Origin of the sequence: Gordonia alkanivorans (genome assembly GCF_004011905.1) — a bacterium.
GTDB lineage: Bacteria > Actinomycetota > Actinomycetes > Mycobacteriales > Mycobacteriaceae > Gordonia > Gordonia alkanivorans.
Genome location: NZ_CP027114.1, coordinates 3,044,194 through 3,061,641 on the forward strand (window position 1 = coordinate 3,044,194; position 17,448 = coordinate 3,061,641).

Genomic DNA, 17,448 nt, shown 5'->3' on the forward strand with positions numbered 1-17,448 from the left:
GGGTCGTCCAATGTGGGAACATGCGGCTTTGCGTGTTGTAGTAATTGTGTTTACGCCTGTTTGTGTTGACAAGTCAAGAAGAATTTGTAACCGTGGTCACATGACGCAGATTCTGACGGGGACGCCGGTTGTCGGTGGTGTGGCTCTCGGGCCCGCACTCTGGCCGGGACGCCGACCCGACCACTCCGCAGAGGCACTGGGCGCAGGCGTCGAGATCGCCGAGGACCGTCGCGCCGACGAGGCCGAACGGTTCACCGCCGCGGCGGCCGCGGTCGCCGCGCGCCTACGTGAGCGTGCATCGCAGAACACCGGCGTCGCCGCCGAGGTGCTCACCGCAACGGCCGGACTCGCGGAGGACCGCGGCTGGATCGGTGCCGCCTCGGGTCTGATCGCCAAGGGCGCCTCGGCGCCGTCGGCCGCCGTCGCCGCCACCGAACAGTTCGCCGCCGTGTTCACCAAGCTCGGTGGGCTCATGGCCGAGCGCGTCACCGATCTCAACGACGTCCGCGACCGCGTCCTCGCCGAACTCCTGGGCCTCCCCGAGCCCGGCGTGCCCACGCCGGACGTGCCCTCGGTCCTCCTCGCCGACGACCTCGCGCCCGCCGACACCGCGGGGCTCGATCCCGCCACCACCATCGCGCTGGTCACCCGCCTGGGCGGGCCCACCAGCCACACCGCGATCATCGCCCGGCAGCTCGGCATCCCGTGTGTCGTCGCGGTCCCCGGTCTCGCCGGGATCGACTCGGGCACGGTGATACTCGTGGACGGCACGACAGGCGAGATCGTCGTGCAACCCGACAACGCCGCCGCGCGGGCCCGTGTCGACGAGTACACGCGTCAGGCCGCACGGGTCGCCGGCTGGTCGGGCCCGGGTCGCACCGCCGACGGTGTGGAGGTGGCGATCCTGGCCAACGTCGCCGACGGATCGTCGGCCCGTGCGGCCACCGATCATCCGGTGGAGGGCGTCGGACTGTTCCGCACCGAACTGGCCTTCCTCGAACGCGCCGACGAGCCGTCGGTGGAGGAACAGGCGGACATCTATCGCGAGGTGCTCGACGCGTTCGGCGGCCGCAAGGTCGTCATCCGTACCCTCGACGCCGGCTCGGACAAGCCGCTGCGCTTCGTGTACCAGCCCGAGGAGGCCAACCCGGCCCTCGGTGTGCGCGGCGACCGGATCGCCTTGGCACACCCCGAGATCCGTGCCCATCAGCTCGACGCGATCGCGCGCGCCGCGGAGGGTTCCGAGACGAGCCCCTGGGTCATGGCGCCGATGATCGCCTCACCGGCCGAGGCGGCCGCCTTCGCCGCTCAGGTACGGGAACGCGGACTGGTCGCCGGGGTGATGATCGAGGTCCCCGCCGCCGCGATCCTCGCGCCGGCGATCCTGGCCGAGGTCGACTTCGTCTCGATCGGCACCAACGACCTCACGCAGTACACGATGGCCGCCGACCGGATGTCGGCCGATCTCGCATCGCTGACCGATCCGTGGCAGCCGGCGGTCCTGCACCTCATCGCGACGGTCGCGCGGGCCGGACGGGACCAGGGGAAACCGGTGGGCGTGTGCGGCGAGGCCGCGGCGGACCCGATCCTCGCCTGTGTGCTCGTCGGGTTGGGTGTCACCTCGCTGTCGAGTGCTCCGGTGGCGGCCGCCGCGGTCGGTGCCCGCCTCGGCGGCGTCTCACGGTCGACCTGCGAGAACGCGGCGACAGCCGCGCTCGCCACCACCGATCCGGCTGCGGCGCGCGCGGCTGCCGCCGCGGTTCTCGAGAACGAAGAGGTCAGATACGCCGCATCACGGTGACGACCTTGCCGAGGATCACGGCCTCGTCGCCCGGGATCGGGTCGAACAGCTCGTTGTGCGGCATCAGCCAGACATGACCCTTCTGGCGCTTGAAGGTCTTGACCGTGGCCTCGCCGTCGATCATCGCGGCCACGATGTCGCCGTTGTCGGCCACGTTCTGCTGGCGCACGACCACCCAGTCGCCGTCGCAGATCGCGGCGTCGATCATCGACTCGCCGACGACCTTCAGCAGGAACAGCGAACCCTCGCCGACGAGCTCGCGGGGGAGCGGGAAGACGTCCTCGACGGCTTCTTCCGCGAGGATCGGGCCGCCTGCGGCGATCCGGCCGAGCACCGGCACGAAGGTGGGCTCGGGTAGCGCACCACCGGTCGGTGAGGTGGGCGTCGGCGGCTCACTCGGTGCGATGTTGACCGCTCGCGGACGATTCGCGTCGCGCTTGAGGAGGCCCTTGCGTTCGAGCGTCCGCAGTTGGTGGGCGACGGAGGAGGTCGACGTGAGACCCACCTCGTCACCGATCTCGCGGATGCTCGGCGGGTAACCGCGCTCGCGCACGGATCTGCGGATCACCTCGAGAACTCCGCGCTGCCGCGGCGTCAGCGAGGCCTCGGCCGCCGCCATGTCTGCCGGGGCGACGGGCTCGTCGGCGCCCCGCGCTCCGGTGCGCTTACCGCCGTCATCGCTCATGATCGGGTTCCTCTCGATTCCGAACGTGCTGGTAGATCGCTTGTCTGACGACGACCCTAGCCGAGAATGCCGACCGCATCAAACATTTGTTCGACGTGTTGCGAGACAAGTGTCGGCGTGCCGTGCTACAAATCGAACATCAGTTCATCGAACAGATGATCGACAATCGAACAGTTCGAACGCCGACGACGCAGCCGGAGCACGGACAAGCGTTCGACCGGAAACACGGAGGGCATCATGCGCACCGCCACTCTCATCGACCCCGACCGCTCCACCGATTCGGTCCGTGGTGACGTCCTGGAGCGTCCGCGCCCGATGCGCCGCGGCGACGGCCGCCGGCCCGTCGACGGGCGTCCGGTGCCGGAGTCGGCGGTCCGGGTCCGCCGGGTCGCCTCCACCCGGTGCGCCTCGCCGGTCGGTATGCGGGGTCGTGCACCGGTCGTACCCGTCTCGCGTGTTGCGCATACCGCGCCCTCGGCCGTCATCCGGCGGCGTCGGCGCACGGCGACGGCAATTCTCGCCGGCGTCGGGCTCGCTCTGGCCGTGTGGGTCATCGCGGTCGTCGGTCAGAACTACGCCGCGACGGTCACACCTTCTTCGGTCGGCACCGAGGTCGTACACGTGCGGTCGGGCGACTCGCTGAGCACCATCGCATCGCGCGTCGCCCCCGAGATGCCGCGTGAGGCGGTCGTCGACGAGATCATCCAGCTGAACGACCTCCCGTCGAGCGGGCTGCGCGTCGGTCAGCCGCTGCTCGCCCCCCGGTACCACTGAGCACGGGCGGTATCCTCGATGTCACAGGGACCGGCCGACTACCGGCCTGGCATGCGGCGCGGCTGCACCAGAGTGTCCCGTGACCTGCGTGAGGATACGATGCGCTGCCCCTTCTGCAAGAACGACGACACCAAGGTCATCGACTCGCGTGTCGCTGATGAGGGGCAGGCCATCCGGCGCCGCCGCTCCTGCGTGGAGTGCGGGCGACGCTTCTCGACCGTGGAGAGCGCGGTGCTCGCGGTGGTCAAACGCAACGGCGTCACCGAACCGTTCAGTCGCGAGAAGGTGATGAGGGGCGTCCGGCGCGCATGCCAGGGACGCCACGTCGCCGAGGACGCATTGGCGCAGCTCGCCCAGCAGGTCGAGGACACCGTACGTGCCAGTGGATCGGCCGAGATCCCCAGCAACGAGGTCGGTCTCGCGATCCTCAAGCCGCTGCGCGACCTCGACGAGGTCGCCTACCTGCGGTTCGCGTCGGTCTATCGCTCGTTCGACTCCGTCGAGGACTTCCAGCGCGAGATCGACGACCTCCGAGCCGCCTCAGCCGAGTCGGTCAAGAGTTCGTAGGACCCGCTTCTCCGACACCGGGTACGCGGTGCCGAGCCGTTCGGCGAACAATCCCACCCGCAGCTCCTCGACGAGCCACTGGGCCTCGTCGTTGACGTGCGCCTTCCGGTGGTCGGGCACCTGAGTCAGTCGTTGCGCCCACCGCTCGGTCACCCGGTCGACGACGGCTACTCCGGCCTGATCCCGGGCCGCCGATGCGGGGAGCGCCGACAGGCGGGCCTCGGCGGCCGCGAGGTAGCGCGGCACATTCTCCAGATGTCGTCGTGCGGTGGCGGCGACGAATCCGTCGAAGACGAGATTGTCCAGCTGTTCGGCGACGTCATCGGCCGCGAGTGAACCGGCATGTCGGTCGATCGCGGCACGGACCGGTGCCACCCAACCGAGGGATTCGACGGCGAGAGAGAAGTAGTCCGGTGCCGACTCGGTGATCCGTGGACGCAACTTCTCGGTGAGCACGCGGAATGTCTCGGGAGAGCGCACCGCCGACAGGGTGCCGGCGTCGAGGCCCGCCACGACATCGCGGATGGCGCGACGTGTGCAGTCGGCCAGCAACGCATCGAGATCCGGGTAGGGGCTCTGGCTCAGCGCGAGTCGACCCGCGGCCCCGAGGGAACCGGCCACGCGGCGGTGCAGGGGCGGGATCGCCAGGTCGAGGAGCGCGACGATTCCTCTCGCCGCCAATCGATCACGGGTCTGCTCCGACGCGGCGTCGATCACGACCACCCCGCGCGTGCGTCCGGCGTCGTCGGTGATCGCGTCGATGGTCGGGTAACGGGTGAGGCGTTGTCCGGCGATGTCGACGGTCCGCTGTGCGGCGAGAGTGCCGATGCCCTCGTCGGTCCAGGCGCGATACAGGGTGCGCTTCACCGTCTTCGACGCTGCCGGGGTGGCCGCGCGCTGCAGTTCGGCGATGGAATCGGCTCGCGCGGTGATCTCCCCGGCGTCGTCGGCGACCGCGAAATGCATCCGTAGGTGGGCCGGAATCCGGTCGACGTCGAAATCGCCTGCGGTGACCGTCATCTGCGTGATCGTGGTGAGCTCGCGAGCGAGCCCGACCGTGAGTGGCTCGCTCCGTGGGGTGAGGCGGGCCAGTGCCAGTTCGGCGAAACGCTGTGCCGGCGACATCGACTTGCGTAGCTGCTTCGGCAACGACTTCACCAGTGCGGTGGCCAGTTCCGTCCGCATGCCGGGCACCGACCAGTCGAAACCCGCCGGGCGCACGTGGGGGAGCAGTGCGCGCGGGATCATCACGGTGACACCGTCATCGGGGGTGCCGGGCTCGAACCGGTAGCGGAGTTCGAGTCGGGTGTCGCCCTGCTGCCAGGCGCCCGGATAGTCGGTGGGGGCGGCTTCGGTACTCGCCGCGACGTCCTCCGGCTTGAGATCGAGCAGAGCCGCATCGGAGCGCCGCGCCTTCTTCCACCACGTGTCGAAGTGCCGTGCGGAGGTGACCTCGGCGCCCACCCGCTTGTCGTAGAACTCGAACAGCTGGTCCTCGGTGATCACCAGTCCGCGTGTGCGCATACGGTTCTCGACGTCGGAGGCGGCCTCGAGCAGTGCGCGGTTGCGTTCGAAGAACGGGTGCTGCGTGCGCCAGTCGCCCTCGACGAGGGCGTGGCGGATGAACAGTTCGCGTGAGACGACCGGGTCGATGGGGCCGTAGTCGACGCGACGACGCGCGACGAGGGTGACGCCGTAGAGGGTGACCCGCTCGTAGGCCATCGCGGCACCGCGCTTGGACGACCAGTGCGGTTCGCTGTGCGTGCGCTTGACCAGATCGCCGGCCAGCTTCTCCGCCCACAGCGGGTCGATGCCGGCGACCGTGTGCGCGAACAGTCGCGAGGTCTCGAGGACCTCGGCGGCCATGATGAACGGCGGCGGCTTCTTGGCGAGCGGGGACGCCGGGAAGATCATCAGCGTCGTGTTGCGCGCCCCGGTGAACTCGCGGCCCTCGGTGTTGCGCGCCGCGATGTTGGAGAGCAGTCCTGACAGGATCGCGCGATGGACCGCATCGGCGTCGACCTCGGGCAGGTCGGAACCGGCCGGACTCACCGGCCAGTCGAGATCCTTGACGATCTCGGTGAGCTGGCGATGCAGGTCCCGCCATTCCCGGATTCGCAGGAAGTGCAGGAACTCCCGTTCGCACATCCGACGGAACTTGCTGCTGGACAGCTCCTTGCGCTGTTCGTCGAGGTAGCGCCACAGCTCGACGTAGGACAGGAAGTCCGACTGCGGCACGACGAAGCGCCGGTGCGAGGCGTCGGTGGCCTCGCGATGTTCGGCCGGACGCTCGCGGGGGTCGGGCAGGGACATCGCGGAGGCGATGACCAGCAGGTGGTCGAGGCAGCCGAGTTCGCGACCCGCGATCAGCATCCGCGCGATCCGCGGATCCACCGGGATCCGGGACATCGAGCGCCCGACGGGGGTGAGGCGCGGCGGGCCGCCCTCACGGCTCACGGTGATCGCCCCGAGTTCGGTGAGCACGCCCATGCCGTCGCGGATGGCGCGCTCGTCGGGCGGCTGGACGAACGGGAAGTCCGCGATCTCACCGAGTTTCAGCGAGGTCATCTGGAGGATGACGGCGGCGAGGTTGGTACGCAGGATCTCCGGGTCGGTGAACGCGGGCCGGGCGTCGAAGTCGTTCTCGCTGTAGAGCCGAATGCACACACCGGGGGCGACGCGACCGCACCGGCCGGCGCGCTGGCGGGCGCTGGCCTGCGAAACCGGTTCGATGGGAAGGCGATTGACCTTGGTGCGGGTCGAGTACCGGCTGATACGAGCGGTGCCGGTGTCGATGACGTAGCGGATGCCGGGGACCGTCACCGATGTCTCGGCGACGTTGGTGGCCAGCACGATGCGGCGACCGTTCGACGGGGCGAAGACCTTCTGCTGGTCGGCGATCGACAACCGCGCGAACAGCGGGACGATCTCCGCGCCGCCGTTGCGGCCCGTTCCCGTCCGGCGCTTCAACGCATCCGCGGTCTCGCGGATGTCGCGTTCGGTGGGGAGGAAGACCAGGATGTCGCCGCGGCCGCCGGCCCACAGTTCGTCGATCGCGGCGTCGATGCCCTGGATCTGGTCGAGGTCGGCGTGTTCGCCGCCGCCGGTGTCGTCGCCGCTGTCGGGGCGCTCCTGCAGACTCAACGGCCGGTAACGGACCTCGACGGGGTAGGTGCGACCCGACACCTCGATGACCGGGACCGACATCTCGGGTGTGCTGAAATGCCGTGCGAAGCGGGCGGGTTCGATCGTCGCCGAGGTGATGATCACCTTCAGGTCCGGTCGTTGCGGTAGCAGCCGTCGCAGATAGCCGAGGATGAAATCGATGTTGAGGCTGCGCTCGTGGGCCTCGTCGATGATGAGGGTGTCGTAGCGCCGCAGCATCGGATCGGTGGCGATCTCGCGGAGCAGGATGCCGTCGGTCATCACGCGGATCAGGGTGTCGGCGCCCGAGCGGTCGGTGAACCGGACCGAATAGCCGACCGCGTCACCGAGTTCGGTGTCGGTCTCGTCGGCGATGCGCTTGGCCACCGAGCTCGCCGCGATACGACGCGGCTGCGTGTGGCCGATGGTGCCGCGGATGCCCCGGCCGAGTTCGAGGCAGATCTTCGGCAGCTGCGTGGTCTTGCCGGAACCGGTCTCACCGGCCACGACCACGACCTGGTGGTCCCGGATCGCGGCGGCGATCTCCTCGCGGGCGGCCGAGACGGGGAGTTCGTCGGGGAAGCGCAGCACCGGCACCGTGGCCCGGCGACGGTCGAGGCGGTGCCGGGCCTTCTCGACGTCGGCGACGAGCTGTTCCCATCTGTGCGGATCGGGGGTGCGGCCGAGTTTGTCGACCCGGCGGCGCAGACGGTGGGCGTCGACGATCGCGACCGCGTCGAGCGACCGCAGCAGTTCGGAACGGGAGATGCCGGGCTGAGGATCTCGCGGGGCTGGATCTGAGGACTCGACCGACATGATGACTCCAGGATATGGGTCGATGCCGGGGGCGCTCACCTCGCCCGGCATCATGGTGGGCATGTCTGAAACTTCTGGTGCTCTGTGGCACGGCTTCGCCGACATGGGTGCGGTGACCGCGAGTGGCCCCTTCGTCGTGACCAAGGGTGAGGGGACCCGTATCTGGGACCGCGAGGGCAAGGAATACATCGACGCGACCGCCGGTCTGTGGTTCACCAACGTGGGCCACGGGCGTACCGAGATCGCCGACGCGGTGTCGCGTCAGCTCGGCACCATCGCGCACTACTCCAACTTCGGGGACATCGCGAGCGACGTCACGCTGCAGCTCGCCGACGAGCTCGCCGCGATCGCGCCGGTGCCCGGGTCGAAGATCTTCTTCACCTCGGGCGGCAGCGACTCGATCGACACCGCGGTCAAGCTGGCCCGCCGCTACTGGGTGGAGCAGGGCAAGCCCGCCAAGCGCGTCGTCATCAGCCGCACCAAGGCCTATCACGGCATGCACGCCGCCGGTACGTCGCTGGCGGGCATCCCGCTCAACCACGACGGCTACGGCGAACTCATGCACGACGTGCAGAACGTCGACTGGGATGACGCGAAGAGCCTGCTCGGTCTGATCGAGCGGGTCGGCGCCGAGAACATCGCCGCGTTCTTCTGCGAGCCGATCATCGGCGCCGGTGGCATCTACCTGCCGCCGGCCGGATACCTGGACGAGGTCCGTGCGATCTGCCGCGACCACGACATCCTGTTCGTCGTCGACGAGGTCGTCACCGGCTTCGGCCGTATCGCCGGCAACTCGTGGTTCGCCTCGGCACGTTTCGACCTGCAGCCGGACATGATCACCACCGCCAAGGGGCTCACCTCGGGCTACGTGCCGATGGGTGCGGTCTTCATCGCGCCGCGCCTCGCCGAACCGTTCTTCGCCGGCGGCGTCTGGTGGCGCCACGGCTACACCTACGGCGGTCATGCCGCGGCCGCGGCCGCCGCACTGGCCAACCTCGAGATCATCCGCCGGGAGGACCTGCTCGCGGAGGCCACCCGACTCGAGGGCGACCTCGCGGTGGCCCTGTCCCCGCTGGCCGACCTCGACGCGGTGGCCGAGGTGCGCACCGGGCTCGGTGCGGTCACCGCGGTGCAGCTCGCCGATCCGGCGACGGCGCCGGCCACGGTGGTGAAGCTGCGTGAGCACGGCGTCAGCACACGCGCCGCCGGGCAGGGTGCGCTGCAGATCTCGCCCTCGTTCGTCATGACGACCGACGAGGTCGGCGAGATGGCCGACCGCATCCGTGCCGCGCTGAGCTGACGGCCCGAACACTGTCGAACAACACGAAGCCCGGCTGCCGAAAGGCAGCCGGGCTTCGTCGTGTTGCCTGGATCAGGCGTTCGCGAGCACCTCGGTGGTGGCGATGGCCTGGGCCACACCGGTCACGATCGAGGCGACCTTGAGGGCCTCGAAGATGGCCTCGCGGTCGACGCCGGCCTCACGCAGGGTGTTCTCGTGGGCGGCGACGCAGTGTCCGCAGCCGTTGATCGAGGACACGGCGAACGACCACAGCTCGAACGCGGCCTTGTCGACACCCGGGTTGCCGATGATGTTCATCCGCAGGCCGGGACGCAGGTCGTCGTACTTGCCGTCGAGGAAGCCGCGACCGCGGTAGAACACGTTGTTCATACCCATGATCGACGCGGCACCGAGTGCGGCGTTGTAGGCCTCGGCCGACAGGTTGTCAGCGGCCTCGTCGGCGATCTCGCTGAGCACCTTGGCGCTCTTGGTGGCAGCGGCGGTCGACAGCAGGGTTCCCCACAGCTGCTCCTCGTTCAGCGCGGTGGTGCGGCTGATCGAACCGAGGTTGAGCTTGAGGTCCTTCGCGTACTCCGGAAGGGCTTCCTTGAGATTGTCGATGCTCATCTTGATCTCCTTCTCTAGACGCCCGAGGACATGAGCTCGCCGGCGTCGATCGTCGGGTCACCCTTCTTCCAGTTGCAGGCGCACAGCTCGTCGGACTGCAGGGCGTCGAGGACGCGCAGCACCTCGTCGACGTTGCGGCCCACGGAACCGGCGGTGACCGACACGAACTGGATCTCGTTGTTCGGGTCGATGATGAAGGTGGCGCGATCGGCGACCCCGTCGGCGTTGAGAACGCCTGCAGCGGTGGCCAGCTCACGCTTCAGATCGCTCATCATCGGGAACGGCAGGGTCTTCAGGTCCTCGTGCTGTGCACGCCACTGGAAGTGGACGAACTCGTTGTCGACCGAGGCGCCGAGCACCTGGGTGTCACGATCGGCGAACTCGTCGTTCAGCTTGCCGAACGCGGCGATCTCGGTCGGGCACACGAAGGTGAAGTCCTTCGGCCAGAAGAAGACGACGCGCCACTGGCCGGGGTGGTCGTCGGAGGTGACGGTGGTGAAGTAGTCATCGGGCTGCTGGGCGTTGACCTTGCTGAGGTCGCCACCGATCACGGCGGTGAGGTTGTAGGCGGGGAACTGGTCACCGATGGTGAGCAGGGCCATGTATCGCTCCTTCAGCTGAGGGGGTGTACCGGAATTGCGCGCGAAAGACTTTCGCGACGTACGAGTACTATCGTGCCGGAAATTCGACAAAAGCGAAACGTGATTAGTAGCACTACACTGATAGCCATGCCCGATAAAACTTATCAGCCCACCATCGCCGGTCTGCGCGCGTTCGTGGCGCTCGCCCAGCGCAGACACTTCGGGTCCGCCGCCGCGGACCTGGGAGTGAGCCAGCCGTCGCTGTCGCAGGCCCTGTCGGCGCTCGAGACGGGTCTCGGGGTGACGCTCGTCGAACGGACGACGCGCCGGGTGCTGCTGACCCAGGACGGCGAGGAACTGCTGCCGCGGGCGATCGCGGCCGTGGACGCCGTCGACGAGTTCACCGCGGCGGCCGCGGGTGCCGGTCAGCCGCTGCACGGGGCGATCCGGCTGGGAGTCATCCCGACGGTCGCGCCCTACGTGCTGCCCGCGGTGCTGCGCGGACTCGCCGAGAGGCTTCCGGACCTGCGGCCCCGCGTCGTCGAGGAACAGACCGGGCGGCTCGTCGAACAGCTGCGGGGCGGCACGCTCGACGTGGCGCTCCTGGCGCTGCCGCTCGACGTGCCCGGAATCGCCGAGATACCGCTCTACCGTGAGGATTTCGTCCTCGCCCTGCCGGCCGGGCACGCTCTTGCCGGCAAACGACGGGTGGACCCGAGCGCATTGGCCGACCTGCCGTTGCTGCTGCTCGACGAGGGGCACTGCCTGCGGGACCAGGCGCTGGAGGTGTGTGCTCTCGCTGGGGTCCGGCCCGACCTGGGGCAGACGCGCGCGGCATCGCTGACGACGGCCGTGCACTGCGTCGTGGGCGGGCTCGGGGTGACCCTCATCCCGCAGACGGCGGTCGCGTCGGAGACGGCTTCGGGGGACCTGGCGATCGCCACCTTCGCCTCGCCGCGACCGGGGCGGCGGATCGGGGTCGTCTTCCGCCGGTCCGCACGCCACGACGACGCGTATCGACAGCTCGCGACGATCATCGGGGAGATCGTCGCCGACACCGGCGCCGTCACGCCGGTGTGAGGGTCAGACCTCCGCGGCCTGGGCGGCGAGTGCCTCCCACTCGTCGACGAGACTCGAGTCGACCTCGCGGACCATGGTGCCGAGATCGGCCACGATCTGTTCGATCTCCGGCGTCACCGCACTGGTCGGAACGCCCTGGCGGAGAACCCGATAGCAGTCGGACAGGTAGCGCAGCACCACGCCCTCGCTGCGGGCGAGACCGTAGGCGGAGATCAGCTCGGTGAAGGTCATCGCCTTCTCCAGCATCTCGCGGAGCACCGACTTCGGGTTGGGTGGGAACGACGCCACCCAGGGGTGACCGCGCCGGTAGATCTCGAAGGCGCCGAAGATCTCCTCGAAGAGCGGCTGCGGCCAGGTAATGTCCTCCAGCCGCGTCATCCGTTCCTCGTACTCGATGCCGTCGGCCTTCATCTCGGCGATCGCGGCGTCCCGGGCGACCTTGCGCTGGGCGAGCAGCAACGGTCGCGGGTTCTCCAGCGTCGACTCGAGAACGGAGATGACATCGAGGGCGTACGTGGAGGATTCGGGGTCGAGGATCTCGAACGTGGCCATCGCGAACGCGGACAGCGGGTTGGTCAGCGCGAAGTTCTCCGGCATGTCCACGCTGAGCGCGATGTGCCGGCCGGTCTCGTCCGGTTGGTCGAGCTGCACGACGATGCCGGCATCGCGCAGGCCGCGATAGAGCTCGATGGTGTGCTTGATGTGGCGCAGCTGCCGATCTCGCGGTTCGTGGTTGTCCTCGAGCAGGTGCCGGATGGCGGCGAAACAGTCGCCGGGACGGCCGAGGACCTCGAGCAGCATCGCGGTGGTCATCTGGAAGTGCGACCGCAGCGGCTCGTCGGGCGCGTCGATCAGCTGGGTGAAGGTCTTCTCGCCCCACGACACGAATCCCTCGGGAGGCTTGCGGCGCACCAGTTTCCGCAGCTTCTTCGGATCGTCGCCGGCCTTGGCGACGGCGCGGGCGTTCTCCACGTCGTGCTCGGGTGCCTGAGCCACCACATACCCGACGGTGTCGAAGCCGGCGCGGCCGGCGCGGCCCGCGATCTGATGGAACTCCCGCGCCCGGAGGCGACGGACGCGGCGACCGTCGTACTTGCTCAACCCGGCGAACAGCACCGTGCGGATCGGCACGTTGATGCCCACGCCCAGCGTGTCGGTGCCGGCGATCACCTTCAGGAGTCCCTGCTGCGCAAGACGTTCGACGAGGCGACGGTAGCGGGGGAGCATCCCGGCGTGGTGGACGCCGACACCCGAGCGAAGCAGCTTCGACAGGGTGTTGCCGAAGCCGGTGGAGAAGCGGAAGTCGCCGATCGCCTCGGCGATGGCGGCCTTCTCCTCCTTGTCGCAGATCTTGACGCTCAGGAGCGCCTGGGCGCGTTCGACCGCGGCGGCCTGGGTGAAGTGCACCACGTAGATCGGGGCGCGACCGCGGTCGACGAGATCGGCGATGGTCTCGTGGATCGGGGTCATCGCATAGTCGTGGACGAGCGGCACGGGCCGCTGGGCGCCGGTGACCTCGACCGTGTCGCGGCCGGTGCGGCGCGCGAGATCGTCGACGAAGAACGAGACGTCACCGAGCGTTGCCGACATCAGCAGGAACTGCGTGGAGGGCAGCTCGATGAGCGGGACCTGCCACGCCCAGCCGCGGTCGGGTTCGCCGTAGTAGTGGAACTCGTCGGCGACGAGCGTGCCGATGTCGCTGTCGCCACCGGCGGCGAGGGCCAGGTTCGCGACGATCTCGGCGGTGGCGCAGACGATCGGCGCATCCGGGTTGACCGACGCGTCACCGGTCAGCAGACCGACCTGGTCGGCGCCGAACATCCCGCACAGTTCGAAGAACTTCTCGCTGACGAGGGCCTTGATCGGCGCGGTGTAGAAGGCCCGCTCGCCCCGGCAGCGCGCGAAATACAGTGCGCCGGCGGCCACGAGCGACTTGCCCGAACCGGTCGGGGTCGCCAGGATGACGTGGCTGCCGGCGAGCAGCTCGAGCAGGGCCTCTTCCTGGTGTTCGTACAGGTCGAGGCCACGATCGGTCCACCACTGTGTGTAGGTGTCGAGCGCCTGGTCCTCATCGTCGACGGGCACCAGGGCCGTCGGGCTCGCGGTCAGATCGACGATCGCGGTCCCTCGTCTCCGGGCTCATCGTCCTTCGGGGTCTGCTCGGCTGCCTGCTCGGCGAGGAACCGTTCGAGTTCGGCGCCCAGTTCGTCGCCGCTGGGCAGCGACTCCTCGGCGGCGAGCAGCGACGCGCGCTCCTCGGCGGCCTGGGTGAAGGTGTCGTACTGCGTCTCCAATGCGGCGACGACCGACTCGATCTCGGAGTTGCCCTCGACCTCGGTGTCGACCTGGGCGCGCACCTTCTCGGCGGCGCTCTCGAGCGCGGCGAGCGGCAGGTCGAGACCGGCCAGTTCGGCGACCGCGGACAACAGTCGCGCAGAGGCCGCCGGGTAGTTGGTCTGCGCCAGGTAGTGCGGCACGTGGACCGACAGGCCGGAGGCCCGGTAGTCGTGCTCACCCATCCGCAGTTCGAGCAGCATCGAGGCGCTCGCGGGCAGCTTCATCGCCGAACCCCAGCGCGGGAGGTCGCCGAGGGCGTCGGGGTCGCTCCCGTGCGCGGTGATCGACGGCGGACGCGTGTGCGGCACGGCCATCGGGATGGCGTTGAGTCCGATCACATCGGTGACGCCCAGCCGGTCGGACAGGCGGCGCACCGCGTCGACGAACTGCTCCCAGCGCAGATCGGGTTCGGCGCCGGCCAGCAGCAGGAAGCCCTTCCCCGAGTTGTCGCGGATCGCGTGCAGGGTCAGCGCCGGCATCTCGACCTCGGTGAAGGTCTCACCGCTGAACGAGATCGTCGGGCGGCGGGAGCGGTAGTCCATCAGCTCGTCGGACGAGAACGTCGCGACCAGTTCCGACTCCAGGCTGTCCCGGAGGTGGGCGGCCGCGAGAGCGACGGCGTGGCCGGCGTCGGCGAACCCCTCGAGAGCATGGATCAGAACGGGGCCCGTGCCGTCGGCGCGGGTGACCTTCGGAGCGGGAAAGGCGAGTTCGTACAGCGCGTCGTTCCGCGCGGGTTGCTCGTCCACGTCATCCCTCCTTGTACGTGGCGGCCGTGACACAGCACGGCCGGATTCTCGTCATATGTCCCATTGTCTCGCACCTCCGGTCGCGGTTGGGCACCGGCGTCCGGCGAGACACCGAATATGTAACGACATAGCCGCGCCAGGGATTCCCTCGTCGGGTGTGTCACCCGCACGGGCGGGCTCTCGCGGTGGCACAGTAGATCGCTGTGACCCCGGCAACCGCTGCACCCCCTACGTCCTCCGGACGCCGCCTGCCCGTGCTCGTGCTGGCCGCCGCCTGCGTCTTTTTCGCCGGTGGTGTCCTCTCGGCGTGTTCGATCGCGGGTGACGCCCAGTCGGCGAACCCGGACCTCTCGTCGAGGTCGGTGCTGGCCTCGGACTTCCCGGGTGGACCGGCGAGCCCGATCCCGCCCCAGGCGGTGGCCAACGCACTGGCCGACGTGACCGGCAGCCCGGCGCCGGGGCAGGGGGCCGACACCGAGGTCTCACCGGCCGACTGCGCACCTGCCCCGGTCTCCGCCGACGGCGCCGTCGCCTTCCTCGGCCCCGGCACCGCGGAACGCTCGACCCTGACCATCGTCGTCGCCCACGTCGACACCCCGCTCGCCGAGGTCGTGCAGCGCGCCGAGAGGTGCCCGGAACTGACGACGACCACCTTCGGGGCGTCGTCGACGGTGACCACCGAGGTCCTGCCCGCCCCGCCCGCACGGGACGGCGTCGAGACCGCGACCATCCGCCGCACCATCGTCACCGGCGGTGGTACCGCACCGGTCACCACCAGCTCGCTCGCATTGACAGGCCAGCGCGACGGGGTCCGTGTGTACGCCGAATATCGTTGGCCCGCAGCAGGTCCGGTGCCCGCCGAGGATTCGGCTGCGCTCGACGAGCTGTTCACCAAGGCGGTGTCGGCCGCCTTCGGCTGAGACGACCACGGCCTGTGGACGGGCCGCCGCGGTTGTCCACAGGTCAGCCGGCGCGCCGTCGAGGCGCCCTCACGCGGCCGATGCTTCGTGCATGCCCGCCTTCGCGTCCTCCCGTTCCGTCCGTGACCCCATCGACCCGACGACGCTGCTGACGGCGATACCGGCGTTGCTCGGCTTCATCCCGGAACGCTCGATCATCGTGGTCGCCTTCGCGCCCGACCGGGGGATCTCGGCCACCATGCGCCACGATCTCGCCCTCGACGACGCCGGCGAACCGACATCCGAGCTGTCCACTGTGCTCGCGGGACTCGGGGCGATCACCCACTCCTACGGCGCCGACGAGGTCGTGGCGATCATCGCCGACAACCGCTATCCGGCGGACAGTCCTCGGTATCGACGGGTGCTCGCGATCGCCGACCGCCACTTCGACGCCATCGGGGGTGTCGCCGCCGGATTCGCTCTGTCCGCCTTCGATGCCGGGGCGGCGTGGTCGGTGATCTGGTGTCCCGACGGGCAAGCGTGGTCGGTCGACGTCCTCGACGACCGCGAGGGCGTCCTCGACGATCCGCAGACCTGTCCGACCGCCATCGCCGAGGCGGTGAAATCCGGCCGGCGCATCCTGCCGCGCCGGTCGGAGATGCGGGCCATGCTCGAACCGGTCGCCGGGGAGTGCAGCGCCGGACGGCCCTGCCCGGACTGCACCCGCGGCGTCGTTCCACTCGGGCGGGCGATGTCCGACGCGCAGCTGCTGGACCTCACGATCGGATCGGTCGCCGACGGCGGGGGACCGCTGGACTGCGCGGAGGTCGCCGTGCTGGAACAGGCCGTCCGACGACCTCAGGTCCGCGACGCCGCGCTGGCGCTCGCCGTCACCGACCTACGAGAAGACGCCGAATCGGTGTGGCGAGAACTCACACGCCGCCTGGCCGGACCCGGCCGTGCCGGAGCGGCCACCCTCCTGGCACATCTGCACTACATCGGCGGGGAAGGGGCGTACGCCGGAGTCGCACTCGACGTCGCCCTCGAAGCCGACCCGGACGCGAACCTGGCCCGACTCCTCGACACCGCCCTGCGGGCCGGCGTCCGGCCGACGATGCTGTGGGAGATGATCGACGGTTCCTACGGCACCGCCCGGGAACTCGGGGTCCAGATGCCAGAGATCACCCGGCGCGCCGCCGGGTGATCTCCGAGATTTTGTGGTGCCGGCCTCGTTGGGCCAGATCGCTGCCGCGTCAGACCTTCTCCACGACCTTCTCGACGAAGACCGAATGCGCCATGTCGGCGGAGAGCTCCAGGCCCTCGTGTCCGGGGGTGTTGATCGTGATGGTGCCGGCGACGTTGGTCACGGTCACGCGGGCGTTCGGAACCACGCCGGCCTCCCGCAGATGCGAGATGAGACCCACGTCGGACTGTGCGTGCTCGGACAGTCGCCGCACGATGACCGCCACGGTGTCGCCTGCGGGCAGATCCGCGATCCGGGTCGCACCGTCGTCGGTCGAGGACACCTCGACGCCGAGCAGATCCAGACCCGGGATCGGGTTGCCGTAGGGCGAGGTCGTCGGGTACTCGAGCACGGCGAGCAGACGACGCTCGACGTTCTCGCTCATCACGTGCTCCCAGCGGCAGGCCTCCTCGTGGACCTGGTCCCAGGGCATGCCGATGACGTCGACCAGGAGCCGCTCGGCCAGGCGGTGCTTGCGCATGACCGCGACGGCCAGCGACCGGCCGCGCTCGGTCAGTTCGAGATGGCGGTCGCCCGCGACGCGCAGAAGTCCGTCGCGTTCCATCCGGGCGACGGTCTGGGAGACGGTCGGGCCGCTTTGGTCCAGGCGCTCGGCGATACGCGCCCGCAGCGGCACGATCCCCTCTTCCTCGAGGTCGTAGATCGTCCGCAGATACATCTCGGTGGTGTCAACCAGATCGTTCACTGTGCCCAATCCCTTTCGTCCCCGCCAAGATTACCCTGTTCGCCCACGGTGACAGCCCTCTCACGAGGCCGCGGCACATGGCGACGACCCCGACCGTACCCACATGTGGTCGAACCGACATCGTCCACCCGCCCGCCAGGTGAACCACTAGCCTGAACCT

Annotated in this window: 14 protein-coding genes; 7 read left to right on the forward strand and 7 right to left on the reverse strand. The window is 69.3% G+C overall.

The genetic code is table 11. The features are described from left to right. The first annotated feature begins 100 nt into the window (after positions 1-100). Complete coding sequence (locus tag C5O27_RS13845) at positions 101-1,801, forward strand: putative PEP-binding protein (protein WP_127962951.1); 1,701 nt, start codon at positions 101-103, stop codon at positions 1,799-1,801. Here C5O27_RS13845 and lexA read toward each other — a convergent pair. Beyond that, complete coding sequence (gene lexA / locus C5O27_RS13850; protein ID WP_042375778.1) at positions 1,779-2,486, reverse strand: transcriptional repressor LexA; 708 nt, start codon at positions 2,484-2,486, stop codon at positions 1,779-1,781. The two genes, C5O27_RS13845 and lexA, sit on opposite strands and share 23 nt — an antisense overlap. 237 nt (positions 2,487-2,723) lie before the next feature. Here lexA and C5O27_RS13855 point away from each other — a divergent pair, with 237 nt between their 5' ends. Continuing rightward, positions 2,724-3,260: a LysM peptidoglycan-binding domain-containing protein gene (locus C5O27_RS13855; protein ID WP_006359511.1), complete on the forward strand. Its 537-nt coding sequence runs from the start codon at positions 2,724-2,726 to the stop codon at positions 3,258-3,260. 99 nt (positions 3,261-3,359) lie between these two features. After that, a complete protein-coding gene (gene nrdR / locus C5O27_RS13860) occupies positions 3,360-3,827 on the forward strand; it encodes a transcriptional regulator NrdR (protein ID WP_035754175.1) in 468 nt (155 codons plus the stop codon). Here nrdR and hrpA read toward each other — a convergent pair. Beyond that, positions 3,801-7,787: an ATP-dependent RNA helicase HrpA gene (gene hrpA / locus C5O27_RS13865; protein WP_127962952.1), complete on the reverse strand. Its 3,987-nt coding sequence runs from the start codon at positions 7,785-7,787 to the stop codon at positions 3,801-3,803. The genes nrdR and hrpA overlap by 27 nt on opposite strands. Before the next feature lie 22 nt (positions 7,788-7,809). Between hrpA and C5O27_RS13870 the strand changes: the two genes are divergently transcribed. Further along, positions 7,810-9,087: an aminotransferase family protein gene (locus tag C5O27_RS13870; RefSeq protein WP_127963847.1), complete on the forward strand. Its 1,278-nt coding sequence runs from the start codon at positions 7,810-7,812 to the stop codon at positions 9,085-9,087. A gap of 72 nt (positions 9,088-9,159) precedes the next feature. Here the strand turns inward: C5O27_RS13870 and C5O27_RS13875 are convergent, their stop codons facing one another. Then, entirely contained in the window at positions 9,160-9,693 is a 534-nt protein-coding gene (locus C5O27_RS13875; RefSeq protein ID WP_006359507.1) for an alkyl hydroperoxide reductase, read from the reverse strand. 14 nt (positions 9,694-9,707) lie between these two features. Then, positions 9,708-10,295: a peroxiredoxin gene (locus C5O27_RS13880; protein WP_006359506.1), complete on the reverse strand. Its 588-nt coding sequence runs from the start codon at positions 10,293-10,295 to the stop codon at positions 9,708-9,710. Between the two features lie 126 nt (positions 10,296-10,421). Between C5O27_RS13880 and C5O27_RS13885 the strand changes: the two genes are divergently transcribed. Further along, entirely contained in the window at positions 10,422-11,354 is a 933-nt protein-coding gene (locus tag C5O27_RS13885) for a hydrogen peroxide-inducible genes activator (RefSeq protein WP_006359505.1), read from the forward strand. 3 nt (positions 11,355-11,357) lie between these two features. Here C5O27_RS13885 and C5O27_RS13890 read toward each other — a convergent pair whose 3' ends face one another. Both C5O27_RS13890 and C5O27_RS13895 read right to left on the reverse strand, forming a co-directional pair. After that, on the reverse strand, positions 11,358-13,439 hold the full coding sequence (locus C5O27_RS13890; RefSeq protein WP_127962953.1) for a DEAD/DEAH box helicase: 2,082 nt from the start codon (positions 13,437-13,439) through the stop codon (positions 11,358-11,360). Between the two features lie 20 nt (positions 13,440-13,459). Beyond that, entirely contained in the window at positions 13,460-14,440 is a 981-nt protein-coding gene (locus C5O27_RS13895; RefSeq protein WP_006359503.1) for a PAC2 family protein, read from the reverse strand. A gap of 254 nt (positions 14,441-14,694) precedes the next feature. On the opposite strand from C5O27_RS13895, the gene C5O27_RS13900 reads away from it, so the two are divergent. Both C5O27_RS13900 and C5O27_RS13905 read left to right on the forward strand, forming a co-directional pair. Then, positions 14,695-15,360 carry a hypothetical protein gene (locus tag C5O27_RS13900; RefSeq protein WP_127963848.1) on the forward strand — a complete coding sequence of 222 codons (666 nt, stop codon included), beginning with the start codon at positions 14,695-14,697 and terminating at the stop codon, positions 15,358-15,360. Between the two features lie 91 nt (positions 15,361-15,451). After that, entirely contained in the window at positions 15,452-16,543 is a 1,092-nt protein-coding gene (locus C5O27_RS13905; protein ID WP_006359501.1) for a DUF4192 domain-containing protein, read from the forward strand. 49 nt (positions 16,544-16,592) lie between these two features. On the opposite strand, the gene C5O27_RS13910 is transcribed toward C5O27_RS13905, so the two are convergent. After that, positions 16,593-17,288 carry an iron-dependent transcriptional repressor DtxR gene (locus C5O27_RS13910; RefSeq protein ID WP_127962954.1) on the reverse strand — a complete coding sequence of 232 codons (696 nt, stop codon included), beginning with the start codon at positions 17,286-17,288 and terminating at the stop codon, positions 16,593-16,595. Positions 17,289-17,448 lie beyond the last annotated feature (160 nt).